Source organism: Streptomyces sp. NPDC020379 (assembly GCF_044387105.1).
Classification (GTDB): domain Bacteria; phylum Actinomycetota; class Actinomycetes; order Streptomycetales; family Streptomycetaceae; genus Streptomyces.
Map to the genome: position 1 here is coordinate 21,337 of NZ_JBIRVR010000004.1, position 16,378 is coordinate 37,714.

Here is a 16,378-nt window from a genome sequence, read left to right on the forward strand (position 1 = left end):
AATGGGCGCCGGGCGGATGACACATCGTGTTCATGCTGGGCGTGGTGACAGGAATTCCTCCACCATGGGGCGGAACAGCTCCGGCTCGTCCACCCAAGGGTAGTGGCCGACCTCGTGCAGGGGACGCAGCGCCGCCGAGGGGAAGGAGGCCGCGGCGAGTTCGCCCGCGCGCATGCCCGTGATCGCGTCGCGGTCGCCGGTGATGACCAGCACCGGGCAGCGTACGTCGCCCAGGCCGTGGAGCAGGGCGAGGCGGGCCGGTTCGTCGACGCCCTGCCAGAAGCCGGCGCGGGGGACGGGGTTCAGCTGGTCGCCCTCCGCGGCGGCGTGCGCGCGCTGGGGCGCGTCCCAGCGGCCGTAGCCCATGGGCGCCGCGCGCCACAGCAGGTCGCGGACCTCGCCCAGGTCGCTGGTCGTGGGGAGCGTGTGCACGGCGACGTACGCGTCCGTCCACCAGTCCTCCGTGGCGCGGGCCTCGAAGATCTGCTCGGCGTCGTCGGGCAGCTCGCCCTGGAGGCGCGAGCCGGGGGTGACGAGGACCAGCCGGCTGAGCCGGTCGGCGTGGGCCGCCGCGTACGCCTGGGCCGTCGCGCACCCGGCGTCGTGGGCGAGGAGGGCGAAGCGCTCCAGGCCGAGGTGGCGGCGGAGCGCCTCCAGGTCCTCCGCGAGGGCGGGGAAGGCGTAGCCGCCCGGGTCGGGGGAGGGCGGCGAGGCGCCCGTGCCACGGCTGTCGGGGATCACCAGGGTGTGGCGCGCGTCGAGTCCGCCGAGGTCACCGAGATAGGCGGCGTCCCGTCCCGGCCCGCCGGCGAGGCAGACGACGGTCTCGCCGCCACCGCCGTCCCGGGCCTGAAGGACGCGGTACGCCAGCTCCGTCGAGTCGTAAGAGGTGTAGTGCCGCACGTGTCCACCTTGCCCTAATAGTCCGTCGATCCAGAAGTGACTCCCCGCTCACTCCCCTGCTCCCCCAAATTCCGCTTATGATTCCGATGTGTTCGACACCCGGCACATCAGAACGTTCCACGCGGTGGTCACGGCCGGGTCGTACTCCGCGGCCGCTCGTGCGCTCGGCTACACCCAGCCCGCGATCACGCAGCAGATCAAGGCGCTGGAGCGCGTGGTGGGCAGCCCGCTCTTCGTGCGCGCGGGCAGCAGGATGCGGCTGACCGAGGCCGGTGAGGCGCTCACCCGGCACGCGGAGACGATCCTCGACAGCCTGACGGCCGCGCAGCAGCAGATGAGCTCGCTGACCCGGCTGCGCGCCGGGCGGGTGCGGGTCTGCGCGTTCCCCAGCGCGAGCGCCACCCTGATCCCGGAGGCGCTGGCCCGGCTCGCCGCCGACCATCCGGGCGTGCGGGTCGAGCTGCTGGAGGGGGAGCCGCCGGAGTCGATCCGCCGCCTGGTGCGCGGCGAGTGCGACATCACGCTCGCCTTCACCTATCCCGGCCTCCACGAGCAGGTGCCGGAGGAGGTGGTGGAGCTGCGGCTGATGGAGGATCAGCTGACGGTGCTGATGCCCACCGGGCACCCGCTCGCCCGCCGCCGCGCCGTCAAGCTCGCGGACCTGGCGGAGGAGCGCTGGATCGCCGGCTGTCTGCGCTGCCGCACCAACTTCCTGCACGAGTGCGCCGAACTGGGCTTCGCGCCCGACATCGCCTTCACCACCGACGACAACCTCGTGGTGCAGTCGCTGGTCGCCGAGGGGCTGGGCGTCGCCATGATGCCGGGTCTGGTGCTGTCCTTCCTCCGCCACGACAAGATCACCGGCCGGGCGCTGGACCCGGCCTCGCGCCGCCAGGTCTCGGCGTACGTGCTCCGCGAGCACCTGCGCGTTCCGGCCACGGCGCTCGTGCTGGACGAGCTGAAGGCGGTCGCGGCCCGCCGGATCGGCTGCTGATCCCGGCGGGATGTCTCATGCGATGCGGCCGGGATGTCTCAAGCGATGCGGCGGGGACGTTTCCAGCGAGGTATAAGCGGGAGTGAGGCTCCCGTCAACAAACTGTCGTTGGACCGATGGATCACGCCGTCCGACGCTGCACCTATGACCACACCCACCGCAGCCCCGACGACCGCGCGCATCGACCAGCTCGTCGACGACGTACGCGAGGCCGTAGGCCGCGGCCTGCCGCCCGACACGACGGCATATCTCGTCGGCGAGCGGCTCGCGGCCCACCTCGGCTCCCCCGACCTGCTCACCCCGGAGCAGCGCGAGGGCGACCCCGAACGCTACCGGCAGCACCTCCTGCACGCCGAGCACGACGGCAGCTTCTCGATCGTCGCGCTCGTCTGGCTGCCCGGCCAGGAGACGTGCGTGCACGACCATGTGTCCTGGTGCGTCACGGGAGTTCACGAGGGGACGGAGAGCGAGCGCCGCTATCGCCTCGTCCCCGACGGCACCACCGCCCGCCTCGTCGCGACCGAGGACGTGGTCAACGCCCAGGGCGACGTCTGCGGCTTCGCGCCGCCGGGCGACATCCACCGTGTGCGCAACGCCTGTTCGTCCACCGCCATCTCGATCCACGTCTACGGTGCCGACGTCTCCCGCCTGGGCAGCAGCGTCCGCCGCGTCTACGACCTGCCGGCCGACGAACTCTGATGGCCCTGGACTCTCCCCGTACGAAGGCGGGCACGCGACCGGGCGGCCTGCCCGCCGCCCCGCCGAAGAGCAGGCTCCCGGGCGCGGACAGGCTCCCGGGCAAGGACAAGCTGCCCGGGCTGGCCATGGCCGCCGCCGGTGTCGCCGTGGCCTGGGCCGTCCACCGGCTCGTACCCGCGGTTCCCATGCTCACCGCGGCCGTCGTGCTCGGCATCGCCGCCGCGCACATCCCCGGCGTACGGGCCCGGGTGCGCGGCGCGGCCCGGCCGGGGCTGACGCTGGCGGGTAAGCGGCTGATGCGCGTCGGCGTCGTGCTGCTCGGCCTCAAGCTGAGCGTCGGCGATGTGCTCGGGCTCGGCTGGGCCACCGTCGCGATGGTGGTCGCCGTCGTGGCGGCCACGTTCTTCGGGACGCTGTGGCTCGGGCGGCGGCTGGGGCTGCGCGGTGACCAGCCGCTGCTGATCGCCACCGGCTATTCCATCTGCGGCGCCTCCGCGATCGGCGCCGTCAGCGAGGTGTCGGGCAGCGACGAGGAGGACGTGGCGACCTCCGTCGCGCTGGTGACCCTGTGCGGCACGCTCGCCATCGCCGTGCTCCCGCTGCTCCACCACCCGCTCGGCCTGGACGACGCGCAGTTCGGGCGCTGGGTCGGCGCGGGGGTGCACGACGTCGGGCAGGTCGTGGCCACCGCGCAGACCGCGGGGCCCGAGGCGCTCACCGACGCCGTCCTCGTCAAGCTGATGCGGGTGGCGCTGCTCGCGCCGCTGGTCGCGGCGGTGGCTGTGTCCATGCGGCGCCGCCGGGCGCACGACCCGCAAGCGGGCACCGGCAAGCGGCCCGCGCTGGTGCCCCTCTTCGTCCTCGGCTTCCTGGCGATGGTCGGCGTGCGCACCACCGGCCTGGTGCCGGGCGGGGCGCTCGACCTCGCGCAGCATGTGCAGGAACTGCTGCTCGCCGCCGCCCTGTTCGGCCTCGGCAGCGCGGTGCACCTGCCCACGCTGGTGCGCACCGGCGGCCGGGTCGCGGCGCTGGGCCTGTGCTCGTGGGTCGTGATCGCGGGGGCGTCGTACGGGGGAGTGCTGCTCACCACGTAAGAGCGGACCGTTCGCGGAAAGGCGGGGCCCGGCCGTATCGCCGGACCCCGCCTCGTGCGTTTCGCAGGTGACTACGAGCCGTAGAGCTCGGTCATCTCGGTGATCTTGTTGTCCGGGCCCACCGCGACGTCGTAGTAGTTCTGCCCGGCGCAGTATTCGTCGCTCTTCCGCTTCGACTGCCCGCTGTCGTACTGCTGGTGGCCGGGGTCCGCGCACTCCTTGACGTGGCCGATCCCGGAGAGCGTCGTGCCGGAGTTGGCCGCCGGGCGGGCCTCGGGGCCGTTCCCGCCGATGACGGTCACCTTGGCCCGCGGGTCGAAGGAATAGGTCGTCGCCGGGCCCTCGGCGCGGTAGAAGGCGCCCTCGTCCATCTCGGTGTTGCAGGACACCTCGGCGTCCCGCGCGATGACATTGGCCATCGCGCCCTCGACGTGGTCGACCCGGATGAGCCTATGGCCCTTGGGCAGCGGTCCGCAGGGGTCCTTGGACTTGCCGCCGCCCGCCGGCCTGGCGGTCGCGCTCCCCGCCGGGGAGGCGGACGAGGACGGAGCGGAGGACGCCTTGCCCCCGTCGGCCGGCCCGCAGGCGGCCAGGGTGAGCGCGCCGGAGACGAGCAGCGCGGCGGCGAGTACGTGCCGAACGGAAATGGTGTTCCCCCATGTGCTGCGCCCGGCCACCGTGGCCGGGCGTGAAGACGTGGTCTGCCCGCCGGACGCGCGGCGCCACGGGCCGGTGACCTGGCCGGATTCTATCTGCATGTACATGACGAGACTGTGTGCTTCCCGCCATGGCCGCCTGGCCTCCACACTAGGACCGAAGGACGAGAGGATCTGGTTCCCGCGACAGGTGTCATTTCCTGTTTCACTTCTTACGCTGAGGAAATGACCGCAGCCGAACCCGCCGATGCCCTGACCGCGGCCGAATCCATACCCACCGGATCCCTCACCGCCGAAGCCGCTGAGGTAGCTGTAGCCCCTGTAGCCCCCGAAGTCACCGGCCCCGTACCGGACCCGGACCCGGCCCAGGGCGTCCTCGGGCGCTCCTACCGGGCGCTGACGTTCGGCATCATCTCCGTCGTCTCCCTCATCGCCTTCGAGGCGAGCGCGGTCAACACCGCGATGCCCGTCGCGGCGCGGGCCCTCGACGGCGTCGGGCTCTACGCCTTCTCCTTCTCCGCGTTCTTCACCGCGAGCCTGTTCGCGATGACGCTGTCGGGGGAGTGGTGCGACCGCACGGGCCCGCTGGCACCCCTCTTCACGGGGATCGCGGCCTTCGGCGCCGGACTCGTCGTCGCGGGCTCGGCGCAGCGGATGTGGATGTTCGTGGCGGGCCGCGGCATCCAGGGCATCGGCGGCGGCCTGGTCCTCGTCGCGCTCTACGTCGTGGTGGGCCGCGCCTATCCCGAGCGGCTGCGGCCCTCGATCGTCGCCGCGTTCTCCGCCGCCTGGGTCGTACCCGTGATCGTCGGCCCGCTGGTGGCGGGCACGGTGACCGAACACATCGGCTGGCGCTGGGTGTTCCTCTCCATCCCCGTGCTGATCCTGCTGCCGCTCGCCGTGATGCTGCCCGCCCTGCGGGCGCTCCCCGCCGCCGAGCGCGCCCCGGCCATGGACCGCCGCCGCATCCTGCTGGCCCTCGCCGTCGCGGCGGGCGCGGGCCTCCTCCAGTACGCCGGGCAGGACCTGCGCTGGGTGGCGCTCGTCCCCGCCGCCGCCGGGCTCGGCATGCTCGCCCCCGCCGTCCTGCGGCTGCTGCCGCGCGGCACCCTCCGCGCGGCCCGCGGGCTGCCGTCCGTCGTCCTGCTGCGCGGCATCGCCGCGGGCGCCTTCCTCGGCACGGAGAGCTTCATCCCGCTGATGCTGGTGACCGAGCGCGGCATGTCCGCCACCACGGCCGGGCTCTCCCTCACCGGCGGCGGCCTGACCTGGGCCCTCGGCTCGTACACCCAGAGCCGCCCGCGCCTGGAAGCCCACCGCGAGCGCCTGATGACGCTCGGCATGCTGCTCGTCGCCGCCGCCGTCGCGCTGGCGTCGACCGCGCTGATCGACGGCGTGCCCGCGTGGATCGTCGCCGCCTCGTGGATCGTCGGCGGCTACGGCATGGGCCTGACGATCTCCGGCGGCAGCGTGCTGCTGCTCAAGCTCTCCCGGCCCGGCGAGGAGGGGGCCGACGCGGCCTCCCTCCAGATCTCCGACGCCCTCGGCAACATCACCCTCGTCGGCGTCGGCGGCGTCCTCTTCGCCGCCCTGGGCGGCGGCGCCGGCGGTGACACGGCCGCGCCGCACGCCGCCTTCGTCGTGGTCTTCCTCACCATGGCGGCGGCCGCGCTCGTCGGCGCGTACGTGACGACGCGGCTGCGGCCCCGGACCCAGGCGCTCCGCGGGAAGCGCCCGTGAGGTGCCGCCGTTCGTCCGCGGCGCCGCCGTGGCCGGCCGCGCCCGCGCGGCGGACCGCTTACGGTCACAGCCCCTCCGGGGCGCTGCCGGGCCGCGGTGGACCCCGCCCTGCCCGCTCGGCCGTCCGGTCCCACGCGACCTGGGGGTTCGCTCCCACGGCCCCGCCCCTCGCCCGGCGAGCGGATTGTGAGCTCGGTCCCACCGCCGGGTGAGGGCGGGCCGTCCCTCCCGGGTTCCGCCGCGGACGCGGGTAGGCTGACGCGGTTGCCGATCGCCGAGCCAGCCGACGGAGACCGTGACTACCACCACAGCCGCCAATCACCACCTCTCGCCCGCCTTCCCCGGCCGGGCCCCTTGGGGTACCGCGAACAAGCTGCGCGCCTGGCAGGAGGGCGCGATGGGGAAGTACGTACAGGAACAGCCCCGCGACTTCCTCGCCGTCGCGACCCCGGGCGCGGGGAAGACCACCTTCGCGCTCACCCTCGCCTCCTGGCTGCTGCACCACCACGTGGTGCAGCAGGTGACCGTCGTCGCCCCCACGGAGCACCTCAAGAAGCAGTGGGCGGAGGCCGCCGCCCGCATAGGCATCAAGCTCGACCCCGAATACAGCGCGGGCCCCCTCGGCCGCGAGTACCACGGCGTCGCCGTGACCTACGCCGGTGTGGGCGTACGGCCCATGCTCCACCGCAACCGCTGCGAGCAGCGCAAGACCCTCGTCATCCTCGACGAGATCCACCACGCCGGTGACTCCAAGTCCTGGGGCGAGGCGTGCATGGAGGCGTTCGAGCCCGCGACCCGGCGGCTCGCGCTGACCGGCACGCCCTTCCGCTCGGACACCAACCCCATCCCCTTCGTCACCTACGAAGAGGGCAACGACGGCATCCGCCGCTCCGCCGCCGACTACACCTACGGCTACGGCAACGCCCTCGCCGACGGCGTCGTCCGGCCGGTCATCTTCCTCTCCTACAGCGGCAACATGCGCTGGCGGACCAAGGCGGGCGACGAGCTGGAGGCGCGCCTCGGCGAGCCCATGACCAAGGACGCCGTCTCCCAGGCCTGGCGCACGGCCCTGGACCCGCGCGGCGACTGGATGCCGAACGTGCTGCGCGCCGCCGACCGCCGCCTCAGCGAGGTCCGCAAGGCCATACCGGACGCCGGCGCCCTCGTCATCGCCTCCGACCAGGAGTCGGCCCGCGCCTACGCCAAGCTCATCCGCGAGATCACCGGCGAGGGCGCCACGCTCGTGCTCTCCGACGACAGCGGCGCCTCCCAGCGCATCGACGACTTCGCGCACTCCGACGCCCGCTGGATGGTCGCCGTCCGCATGGTGTCCGAGGGCGTGGACGTGCCGCGCCTCGCGGTCGGCGTCTACGCGACGACGATCTCCACCCCGCTGTTCTTCGCCCAGGCCGTCGGGCGCTTCGTGCGCTCCCGGCGGCGCGGCGAGACCGCGTCCGTCTTCGTGCCGACCATCCCCACGCTGCTGACCTTCGCCAACGAGATGGAGGTCGAGCGCGACCACGTCCTCGACAAGCCGAAGAAGGACGGCGAGGAGGACCCTTACGCCGAGTCCGAGAAGGAGCTGGCCGAGGCCGAGCGGCAGCAGGACGAGGACACCGGCGAGGACGACCAGCTGTCCTTCGAGGCGCTGGAGTCCGACGCGGTCTTCGACCGGGTGCTCTACGACGGTGCCGAGTTCGGCATGCAGGCGCACGCGGGCAGCGAGGAGGAGCAGGACTACCTCGGCATCCCCGGCCTGCTCGAACCCGACCAGGTGCAGATGCTGCTCCAGAAGCGGCAGGCACGGCAGATCGCGCACAGCCGCAAGAAGCCGGACGCCGAGGTGGACCTCCTCGAACTCCCCGCCGAGCGGCGCCCGGTGGTCACCCACAAGGAGCTCCTCGAACTCCGCAAGCAGCTCAACTCCCTCGTCGGCGCCTATGTCCACCAGAGCGGCAAGCCGCACGGCGTGATCCACACCGAACTCCGCCGCGTCTGCGGCGGCCCCCCGAGCGCGGAAGCGACGGCGGGCCAGCTCAACGAACGCATCCGCAAGGTGCGGGAGTGGGCTACGCGGATGCAGTAGGCGGACGCGGGAAGCCGGGATGTGCCGCAGGTCGTCGACGACCTGCGGCACAGCTGTTTCCGGCCCGCACCCGTCCGCATAGTGGGATCCGGCCCCCGGTATTCGTGAATCCGCCCCGCGATGACCGGATGTTGGGCAGACTCTTCCGCTGAGCGGATCGGCGGCGCTACGGTGCCGGTCACGCACACGCCCCGTGGCAGCGCCGCCGCGGAGCGCAGCCGGTGCCTTGAGACAAGCGGCCGGCGGCCTCTCCTCGCGCGCTGCCGGACGGGACCGGTGGCGCATCCCACCGCGATGACGGGCCGCCACTCATCGGAGGAGGGGCGTCGTGACCGCGGAAACCTCGCAGACGCTCGACAGAGGACTGCGTGTCCTGAAACTGCTCGCCGACACCGATCACGGTCTGACCGTCACCGAGCTCTCCACCAAGCTCGGCGTCAACCGCACGGTGGTCTATCGACTGCTCGCCACACTGGAACAGCACGCACTCGTGCGCCGCGACATCGGCGGCCGCGCACGGGTCGGCCTGGGGGTGCTGCGGCTCGGCCGCCAGGTCCATCCGCTGGTACGGGAGGCGGCCCTGCCCGCCCTGCGGTCACTGGCCGAGGACATCGGTGCCACGGCCCACCTGACCCTGGTCGACGGCACCGAGGCCCTGGCCGTGGCCGTCGTCGAACCGACCTGGACGGACTACCACGTGGCCTACCGCGCGGGCTTCCGCCACCCCCTGGACCGCGGGGCCGCGGGCCGCGCCATACTCGCCGCGCGCCGCGGCGACGCGGACAACCCCGGCTACGCCCTGACGCACGGCGAACTGGAGGCGGGGGCGAGCGGGGCCGCGGCCCCGCTGCTCGGCGTCCTCGGCATCGAGGGGAGCGTCGGCGTGGTGATGCTCGCCGACTCGGTCCCGGACCGCGTGGGCCCACGGGTCATGGAGGCGGCGAAGGAGGTGGCGGACGCGCTTCGCTGACGCGGCGGCGGGTTGTCCGGGTGCGGGTCCGTCCGTATGCGGCCGCGGGTCCGTTCTTCCCCCAGCTGACGCTGGGAGGTGCCCCCATGGGCTGAGATGTGGCTGGGGCGAGCGCGCTTCAGCAGGCTTCGGGCGACAAAAGCCCGTCCGGCATGCGAGGGCGGCTCCAGGGCGCGGCCCGTCACACGCCGGGCGGCCCAGCGGACGCCGCGGGCGTGGGTCCTCCGGCCGCGGGTCCATCGCGTCCGCGCCCGGGTTCTCAGGCGCTGGGCGGGCTTGATCACTGCCCGGAACGGGGGGAAACGCGGCTTCGCCGGGCCATGTCCGAGGCCGTCCGGCACCTGAGTCCGAATCCCGGGCGGAGCCCACCACACGGCGGAGCCGCCCAGCGGACGCCGCACCCGCACCCGCACCGCTGCGCCGCCGGACGGCGAGCCGCGCGCGGCAGGTAGATTCGATCGCATGCTTGCTCCGACCAGCACCCGCGCGCGCCTGGCGATCTGCGCCGCCCCCTTCGTCGCCCTGCTCGCCGTCGCCGCGTTCGTCCCCCTGCCCTTCGCCATCGCGCAGCCGGGGTCGACCGTGAACGTGCTCGGGTCGGACGAGGGCAAGCCGGTGATCACCCTCAGCGGCGCCGACAGCCGGCGGACCACCGGGCAGCTGCGGATGACCACGATCCAGGCCACCGGACCGCGCGTCGAGGTGAGCCTGGGCGAGGTGATCAGCGGCTGGTTCCGTACGGACCGCGCGGTCATGCCGCACGACGCCGTCTACCCCGTCGGCGACACCGACAAGGAGGTCGAGGCGCACAACACGGCCGAGATGAAGAAGTCGCAGGACTCCGCCTCCGAGGCAGCCCTGCGCTATCTCCACAAGTCCCCCGGCCAGGTGAAGGTCGGGCTCAGCCTCGCCGACGTCGGCGGGCCCAGCGCCGGCCTGCTCTTCACCCTCGGGATCATCGACAAGCTGGACGGCGACGGCCGCGGCGGCGACCTCACCGGCGGCCGGACGATCGCCGGCACCGGCACGATCGAGCCGGACGGCACGGTGGGCGCGGTCGGCGGCGTCCCCCTGAAGACGCAGGCCGCGAAGCGGGACGGGGCGACGATCTTCCTCGTGCCGCAGGGCGAGTGCTCGGACGCCCAGGCCAACCTCCCCAAGGGCCTGCGGCTGGTGCCGGTCGAGAAGCTCGCCGACGCGGTGACGTCCCTGAAGGACCTGGCCTCGGGCCGGGAGGACAAGGTGCCCACCTGCTGAACCGGGCCGCCCTCACCCCTTGCGGATGAAGCCCTGCTCCACCAGCCAGTCCTTCGCCACGTCGTGCGGGTCCTCGCCCTCCACGTCGACCCGCGCGTTGAGCTCCCGCGCCACGTCGTTCGTCAGCTTCGCCGTGATCGGGTCGAGCACCTCCCGGATCGCCGGATACTTCCGCATCGCCGCGCTGTTGATCTCCGGCGCGGCGTTGTAGTTGGGGAAGAAGCCCTTGTCGTCCCGCGTGACGAAGAGATTCATCGCCTTGATCCGGCCGTCCGTCGTGAAGACCTCGCCGAACGTGCAGGAGCCGCCGCCGGAGACCTGGGTGTAGATGATCCCGCCGTCCATCTTCTGGATCCGGGAGGCGGGGATGTTCATGCCGTACGTCTTCGCCATGCCCGGCAGCCCGTCGTTGCGCGCCGCGAACTCGCTCTCCACGCACAGCGACACCGCCGCCGGGTCGCGCTTCGACAGCCGGGCCACGTCGGAGAGGGTCCGCGTGCCGTACCGCTTCTCGTTCGCCTGGTTCAGCGCCAGCGCGTAGGTGTTGTTCAGGGCGGCCGGGGCGAGCCAGGTCAGGCCGTTCTTCGCGTCGGCGTCCACGACCGCCTGCCACTGCGCGCGCGGGTCGGCGATCGGGGTGTCGTGGCCGAGGTAGGTGATCCAGGCGGTGCCGGTGTACTCGTACATCCCGTCCGCACCACCGGACTTGACCGCCTCGCGGGCGCCGATCGAGCCCTGGATGTTGGTGCGGTCGAGCACCTTCGCGCCCGCCGCCTTGAAGGCGAGCCCCATGATCTGGCCGAGGATGATGTTCTCGCTGAAGTTCTTCGACGCCACGGTCAGGTCGGCGCCCTTGAGCGGCAGGCCCTGGCCGATCGAGCCCGGCCGGACGTCGTCGGCCATCGGGGAGCCGCTGGTCAGCCCGCAGCCGCCGAGCGCGAGGGGCAGCAGGAGCGCGCAGCCGAGGGCCGCCGCCGCAAGGCCCGTACGCCGCCTTGTCGCTCTCACCTCAGCCTCCCGATTCCAGGCCGCGCGGCCGCAGCAGGATCTCGGCCAGGGACGCCAGCCAGTCCACGAGCAGCGCCAGCGCCACGGTCAGCACCGACCCCAGGACCAGCACCGGCATCCGCTGGTTGGTGATGCCGGACGCGATCAGGTCGCCGAGCCCGCCGCCTCCGCCGAAGTAGGCGAGCGTCGCCGTGCCCACGTTGAGCACGAGCGCGGTGCGCACGCCGGCGAGGATCAGCGGTACGGCCAGCGGGAGTTCGACCCTGCCCAGCACCCCGAGGGCGGACATCCCGATCCCCCGCGCGGCCTCCACCAGGGTCGGGTCGATGGCCCGCAGGCCCGCCATGGTGTTGGCGAGGACGGGCAGCACGGCGTAGATGACGATGCCGACGAGCGCGGCGCGCATCCCGATGCCCATCCAGATCACCAGCAGGGCCAGCAGGCCGATCGCGGGCGTGGCCTGGCCGATGTTGGCGACGGCCATCACGACGGGCGCGGCGCGGCGCACCCGGCGGCGGGTCAGCAGGATGCCGAGCGGGATCGCGATGATCAGGACGAAGAACGTCGAGACGACGGTGAGCACGATGTGCTGGCGCAGCCGCAGCCAGACGTTGCCGCCCCCGATCGAGTTCTGGGCGATGGCGTCGAGGGTCGCGCCCCGGAACCAGAGCCAGGTGGCGAACAGGACGGCGAAGATGATCACCGGAAGGACGGTCAGCTTCGGCCAGGTGAGGCGGCGCGCGGGGGAGGCGGGCTCCGCCGCGGGCGGGCGGTGGTGGAGACCGGGGTCGTCGAGGCCGCCGAGATCGTGCTGGCCACGATCCCGGTAGGCGTTCCCATGGACCTCGGGTCGTGGCCGGTCCTCACCCCAGGTCATGACCCCCACCTCCGGCCTGGTCCGCGGCGGCCGCACCACCGCTGCGCGGCGGTGTCCCGCAAGCTCCCCCAGCGGTGGCCGGGGGAGCTTGCGGACGCGGCCCAAGGCCGCTCGCCGCCGCAGGCGGAAGACGGAGCCGCGCCCGGCAGCGCGCCGTCCCGCCTCACGCCGTCTCCCCGGGCTCGCCCGGCGCCCCGCCTTCTTGCTCCTGGCGGGTCTGCTGCGCGCGCTGTTCCTCCAGGCGGTGCTGGTGTTCCACCGCGTCCAGGCGGTCCGCCTCCAGGAGTTCGTGCACCGACTTCATGAGGGTCTCCATGTCCACCACCCCCTCGTACTCCCCGCGCCGCCCGGTCACCGCCACCCGCCCGGCGTTGTCGATGAGCACCGCTTCCAGTGCGTCGCGCAGCGTCGCGTCGCGGGTGACCGTGTCGTGCACCAGCGTCCCGGCGCGTGCCAGGGAGCCCTTGGCACGCATCAGGTCGCCGCGGCGCAGCCACTTGTAGGGGCGGCGGTGCCGGTCGAGGAGGAGCACCTCGTTGGCCGTGCCGGTGCGCAGCTGGTCGAAGATGGACTGCAGCGGGTCGTCGATCGTCGCGGTGGGGAAGGCGACCACGCCCACGTCCCGCACACGCGTGAGGTTGAGTCGTTTGAGCGCCGCGCCGGCGCCGACGAAGCCGGAGACGAAGTCGTCGGCGGGGTTGGTGAGGATGGCCTCCGGGGTGTCGAACTGGGCGATGTGCGACCGCTCGCGGAGCACCGCGATCCGGTCGCCGAGCTTGATGGCCTCGTCGAAGTCGTGGGTCACGAAGACGATCGTCTTGTGCAGCTCGTGCTGGAGCCGGATCAGCTCGTCCTGGAGGTGATCGCGGGTGATCGGGTCGACGGCGCCGAAGGGTTCGTCCATCAGCAGGACGGGCGGGTCGGCGGCCAGCGCGCGGGCGACCCCGACGCGCTGCTGCTGCCCGCCGGAGAGCTGGCGTGGATAGCGGCCGCGGAACTCGCCGGGGTCCAGCCCGACCAGGTCGAGCATCTCCTCCACCCGGGCGCCGATCCGCGCCTTCGGCCAGCCGGTCATCCTCGGTACGAGCGCGATGTTCTGGGCGACGGTCATGTGCGGGAACAGGCCGGACGACTGGATGGCGTAGCCGATCTTGCGGCGCAGCTTGACCGGGTCCATGTCGGTGACGTCCTCGTCGTCGATCCGGATCCGGCCGGACGTCGGCTCGATCAGCCGGTTGATCATCTTCATGGTGGTGGTCTTGCCGCAGCCGGAGGGGCCCACGAAGACCACCAGTTCACCGGCCTTGATCTCCATGTTGACGCAGTCGACGGCGGGCGCCGAGGTGCCCGGGTAGCGCTTGGTGAGGTTCTCCAGCTGGATGGTGGCGCCCGAGGGCGCGCCGGCCGCGGAGGGCTCAGGCACGGATCCCCCTCGGAATGGTCAGGCGTCCTATCAGCACATACGCGGCGTCGAAGAGCAGGGCGAGGACGATGATGCCGAGCGTCCCGGCCAGCACCTGGTTGAGCGCGTTGGCGCTGCCCAGGGAGGAGATGCCGCGGAAGATCTCGTTGCCGAGGCCGGGCCCGGAGGCGTACGCGGCGATGGCGGCGATCCCCATCAGCATCTGGGTGGCGACCCGGATGCCGGTGAGGATCGGCGGCCAGGCGAGCGGCAGTTCGATCCGGAACAGCCGGGCGAGCCGCGACATGCCGATGCCCTTCGCCGCGTCGACCAGCGAGGGATCCACCCCGCGCAGCCCCACGACGGCGTTGCGGACGATCGGCAGCAGGCCGTAGAGCACCAGGGCGGTGACCGTGGGCGCCACGCCCAGCCCGGTGACCGGGATCAGCAGGCCGATCAGGGCCAGGGAGGGGATGGTCAGCAGCGTCGCGGTGGCGGTGACCGCGAGGGCGCCGGCCCATTCGCTGCGGTAGGTGAGCACGCCGATCGTCACCCCGATCAGCGTGGCGACCACCATGCACTGGAAGACGGCGCTCGCGTGCTGATACGTATCGGCCAGCAGCTGTGCGTGCCGGTTGCCGACGTATTTCCAGAAGCTCACCCGCTCACTCCTCGCCATCGCCGTGCCCGGTCGCCGAGGAGACCGGGAGAGCCGCCGCCGAAAAGCCGCGTCAGGGCCGGTACGGGTCCTCCGACGCCTGTTTCACCAGGGGGATGATCCGCAGGGGAACCGCGTTCTCCATCACGATCGCCGTGGAAGCCCGGACAATGCCATCAAAACCCACAACCCGGTCGATCACACGCTGGAGGTCGGCGTTCGAGCGTGCGACCAGGCGGCAGAGCATGTCGCCGTGGCCGGTCGTGGTGTGGAGCTCCAGCACCTCGGGAACGGTCGCCAGGTGGGTCCGCACGTCCGCGCCCTGCCCCTGCTTGATCTCCAGGGTCGCGAAGGCGGTGACGGGATACCCGAGCGCCGCCGGGTCCACGTCGGGCCCGAACCCCCGGATCACCCCCTGTGCCTGCAAGCGGTCGAGCCTCGCCTGCACGGTACCGCGCGCGACTCCCAGGCGGCGAGAGGCTTCCAGCACCCCGATGCGCGGTTCCTCGGCGAGCAGTTCGATGAGCCTGCCGTCCAAACGATCGATCGCCATGGTCGCCTCCCTGTGGTCATCGTGTACAGAACTCCCGGCATTACCGGGCGAGCGCTATGCATTCTGCCCAGTGAATATGCGAACTATTGCGCACCTTGTGGATCGGCGGGAACCTGCGGCCATGACACAGACCACGGATCACACCCTTCACACCGCTCGGCAGGCCGACCCCTTCCCGGTCAAGGGCATGGACGCGGTGGTCTTCGCCGTCGGCAACGCCAAGCAGGCCGCGCACTACTACTCCACCGCCTTCGGCATGAAGCGCGTCGCCTACTCCGGACCGGAGAACGGCAGCCGTGAGACCGCGAGTTACGTGCTGGAGTCCGGCAGCGCCCGCTTCGTCTTCACCTCCGTCATCAAGGCGGCCACCGACCACGGCCGCTTCCTCGCGGAGCACGTCGCCGAGCACGGCGACGGCGTCGTCGACCTGGCCATCGAGGTGCCCGACGCGCGCGCCGCGTACGCCTACGCCGTCGAACACGGCGCCACGGGCGTCAAGGAGCCCCACGAGCTGACGGACGAGCACGGCACGGTCGTCCTCGCCACGATCGCCACCTACGGCCAGACCGTCCACACCCTGGTCGACCGCTCCGCCTACACCGGCCCCTACCTCCCCGGCTTCGAGGCCGCCGAGCCGATCGTGGAGGCCGGCCCCCGCCGCTTCCAGGCCATCGACCACTGCGTCGGCAACGTCGAACTGGGCAAGATGGACGAGTGGGTGGCGTTCTACAACAACGTCATGGGCTTCACCAACATGAAGGAGTTCGTGGGCGACGACATCGCCACCGAATACTCCGCCCTCATGTCGAAGGTCGTCGCCGACGGCACCCGCAAGGTGAAGTTCCCGCTCAACGAGCCCGCGATCGCCAAGAAGAAGTCGCAGATCGACGAGTACCTGGAGTTCTACGGCGGCCCCGGCGTGCAGCACATCGCGCTCGCCACGAACGACATCGTCGCGACCGTACGGGCGATGCGCGCGGCCGGCGTCCAGTTCCTGGACACGCCCGACTCCTACTACGACACCCTCGGCGAGTGGGCGGGCGAGACGCGCGTCCCCGTCGAGACCCTGCGCGAGCTGAAGATCCTCGTCGACCGCGACGAGGACGGCTACCTGCTCCAGATCTTCACCAAGCCGGTGCAGGACCGCCCGACGGTCTTCTTCGAAATGATCGAACGCCACGGCTCGATGGGCTTCGGCAAGGGCAACTTCAAGGCGCTGTTCGAGGCGATCGAGCGGGAGCAGGAGAAGCGGGGCAATCTCTGAGTCTTTCGTTTCCCGGCTCCGCCGCGTGGGGGCTGCGCCCCGGAACCCGCACCACGGCTTCGCCGCGTTGTCCTCGATCGCCGGACGGGGTGATTTCAGCCCGTCCGGCGATCGAGGACGCGACCGAAGGCCGCTGGGGTCCGGGGTCTCCCCGGCTTCGGGAAGGGGCGGGACGGGGGAACAAAGCGCCGCAGGCCGACGGGCCCGGGGCGCGGGC

Annotated in this window: 15 protein-coding genes; 8 read left to right on the forward strand and 7 right to left on the reverse strand. The window is 72.2% G+C overall.

Annotated features, from left to right (window positions below):
- Window positions 1-30: 30 nt before the first annotated feature.
- Window positions 31-903 (reverse strand): alpha/beta fold hydrolase, encoded by an 873-nt coding sequence (locus ACH427_RS06660; protein WP_398868319.1) that lies wholly within the window; start codon window positions 901-903, stop codon window positions 31-33.
- 88 nt (window positions 904-991) lie between these two features.
- On the opposite strand from ACH427_RS06660, the gene ACH427_RS06665 reads away from it, so the two are divergent.
- From ACH427_RS06665 to ACH427_RS06675, 3 genes are all read left to right on the forward strand, one after another.
- Window positions 992-1,897 carry a LysR family transcriptional regulator gene (locus ACH427_RS06665; protein ID WP_398868320.1) on the forward strand — a complete coding sequence of 302 codons (906 nt, stop codon included), beginning with the start codon at window positions 992-994 and terminating at the stop codon, window positions 1,895-1,897.
- Between the two features lie 144 nt (window positions 1,898-2,041).
- Complete coding sequence (locus ACH427_RS06670) at window positions 2,042-2,596, forward strand: cysteine dioxygenase (protein WP_398868321.1); 555 nt, start codon at window positions 2,042-2,044, stop codon at window positions 2,594-2,596.
- The gene (locus ACH427_RS06675; RefSeq protein ID WP_398868322.1) at window positions 2,596-3,690 is read left to right on the forward strand and encodes a YeiH family protein; all 1,095 of its coding nucleotides are present in this window, start codon (window positions 2,596-2,598) and stop codon (window positions 3,688-3,690) included. Before ACH427_RS06670 ends, ACH427_RS06675 begins: the two co-directional genes overlap by 1 nt.
- A 71-nt stretch (window positions 3,691-3,761) precedes the next feature.
- Here ACH427_RS06675 and ACH427_RS06680 read toward each other — a convergent pair whose 3' ends face one another.
- The gene (locus ACH427_RS06680) at window positions 3,762-4,454 is read right to left on the reverse strand and encodes a hypothetical protein (RefSeq protein WP_398868323.1); all 693 of its coding nucleotides are present in this window, start codon (window positions 4,452-4,454) and stop codon (window positions 3,762-3,764) included.
- Between the two features lie 117 nt (window positions 4,455-4,571).
- On the opposite strand from ACH427_RS06680, the gene ACH427_RS06685 reads away from it, so the two are divergent.
- The 4 genes from ACH427_RS06685 to ACH427_RS06700 all read left to right on the forward strand — a co-directional run bounded on the left by ACH427_RS06685 (window position 4,572) and on the right by ACH427_RS06700 (window position 10,399).
- A complete protein-coding gene (locus ACH427_RS06685) occupies window positions 4,572-6,086 on the forward strand; it encodes an MFS transporter (RefSeq protein ID WP_398868324.1) in 1,515 nt (504 codons plus the stop codon).
- A gap of 295 nt (window positions 6,087-6,381) precedes the next feature.
- Window positions 6,382-8,172, forward strand: coding sequence for a DEAD/DEAH box helicase (locus ACH427_RS06690; RefSeq protein ID WP_398868325.1), 1,791 nt, complete (start codon window positions 6,382-6,384; stop codon window positions 8,170-8,172).
- A 328-nt stretch (window positions 8,173-8,500) separates the two neighbouring features.
- A complete protein-coding gene (locus ACH427_RS06695) occupies window positions 8,501-9,142 on the forward strand; it encodes an IclR family transcriptional regulator (RefSeq protein WP_398868326.1) in 642 nt (213 codons plus the stop codon).
- A gap of 462 nt (window positions 9,143-9,604) precedes the next feature.
- The gene (locus ACH427_RS06700; protein WP_398868327.1) at window positions 9,605-10,399 is read left to right on the forward strand and encodes a PDZ domain-containing protein; all 795 of its coding nucleotides are present in this window, start codon (window positions 9,605-9,607) and stop codon (window positions 10,397-10,399) included.
- A gap of 12 nt (window positions 10,400-10,411) precedes the next feature.
- On the opposite strand, the gene ACH427_RS06705 is transcribed toward ACH427_RS06700, so the two are convergent.
- The 5 genes from ACH427_RS06705 to ACH427_RS06725 all read right to left on the reverse strand — a co-directional run bounded on the left by ACH427_RS06705 (window position 10,412) and on the right by ACH427_RS06725 (window position 14,897).
- The gene (locus tag ACH427_RS06705; RefSeq protein WP_398868328.1) at window positions 10,412-11,407 is read right to left on the reverse strand and encodes a glycine betaine ABC transporter substrate-binding protein; all 996 of its coding nucleotides are present in this window, start codon (window positions 11,405-11,407) and stop codon (window positions 10,412-10,414) included.
- Window position 11,408: 1 nt separating this feature from the next.
- Window positions 11,409-12,284, reverse strand: a complete 876-nt coding sequence (locus ACH427_RS06710) for an ABC transporter permease (RefSeq protein WP_398868329.1) — start codon at window positions 12,282-12,284, stop codon at window positions 11,409-11,411.
- Window positions 12,285-12,447: 163 nt separating this feature from the next.
- Window positions 12,448-13,707 (reverse strand): ABC transporter ATP-binding protein, encoded by a 1,260-nt coding sequence (locus ACH427_RS06715; protein WP_398868330.1) that lies wholly within the window; start codon window positions 13,705-13,707, stop codon window positions 12,448-12,450.
- Entirely contained in the window at window positions 13,700-14,347 is a 648-nt protein-coding gene (locus ACH427_RS06720) for an ABC transporter permease (RefSeq protein ID WP_398868331.1), read from the reverse strand. The genes ACH427_RS06715 and ACH427_RS06720 overlap by 8 nt, the downstream gene beginning before the upstream one ends.
- Window positions 14,348-14,417: 70 nt before the next feature.
- Window positions 14,418-14,897 carry an Lrp/AsnC family transcriptional regulator gene (locus ACH427_RS06725; RefSeq protein WP_116212028.1) on the reverse strand — a complete coding sequence of 160 codons (480 nt, stop codon included), beginning with the start codon at window positions 14,895-14,897 and terminating at the stop codon, window positions 14,418-14,420.
- 121 nt (window positions 14,898-15,018) lie between these two features.
- Here ACH427_RS06725 and hppD point away from each other — a divergent pair, with 121 nt between their 5' ends.
- Window positions 15,019-16,161, forward strand: coding sequence for a 4-hydroxyphenylpyruvate dioxygenase (gene hppD / locus ACH427_RS06730; protein WP_398868332.1), 1,143 nt, complete (start codon window positions 15,019-15,021; stop codon window positions 16,159-16,161).
- The last annotated feature ends 217 nt before the right edge of the window (window positions 16,162-16,378 follow it).

Coding starts and splice junctions, on each gene's coding strand:
- ACH427_RS06670 (WP_398868321.1), top strand. CDS start 2,042: ATGACCACACCCACCGCAGCCCCGACGACCGCGCGCATCGACCAGCTC.
- ACH427_RS06675 (WP_398868322.1), top strand. CDS start 2,596: ATGGCCCTGGACTCTCCCCGTACGAAGGCGGGCACGCGACCGGGCGGC.
- ACH427_RS06680 (WP_398868323.1), bottom strand. CDS start 4,454: ATGTACATGCAGATAGAATCCGGCCAGGTCACCGGCCCGTGGCGCCGC.
- ACH427_RS06685 (WP_398868324.1), top strand. CDS start 4,572: ATGACCGCAGCCGAACCCGCCGATGCCCTGACCGCGGCCGAATCCATA.
- ACH427_RS06700 (WP_398868327.1), top strand. CDS start 9,605: ATGCTTGCTCCGACCAGCACCCGCGCGCGCCTGGCGATCTGCGCCGCC.
- ACH427_RS06710 (WP_398868329.1), bottom strand. CDS start 12,284: ATGACCTGGGGTGAGGACCGGCCACGACCCGAGGTCCATGGGAACGCC.
- ACH427_RS06725 (WP_116212028.1), bottom strand. CDS start 14,897: ATGGCGATCGATCGTTTGGACGGCAGGCTCATCGAACTGCTCGCCGAG.
- hppD (WP_398868332.1), top strand. CDS start 15,019: ATGACACAGACCACGGATCACACCCTTCACACCGCTCGGCAGGCCGAC.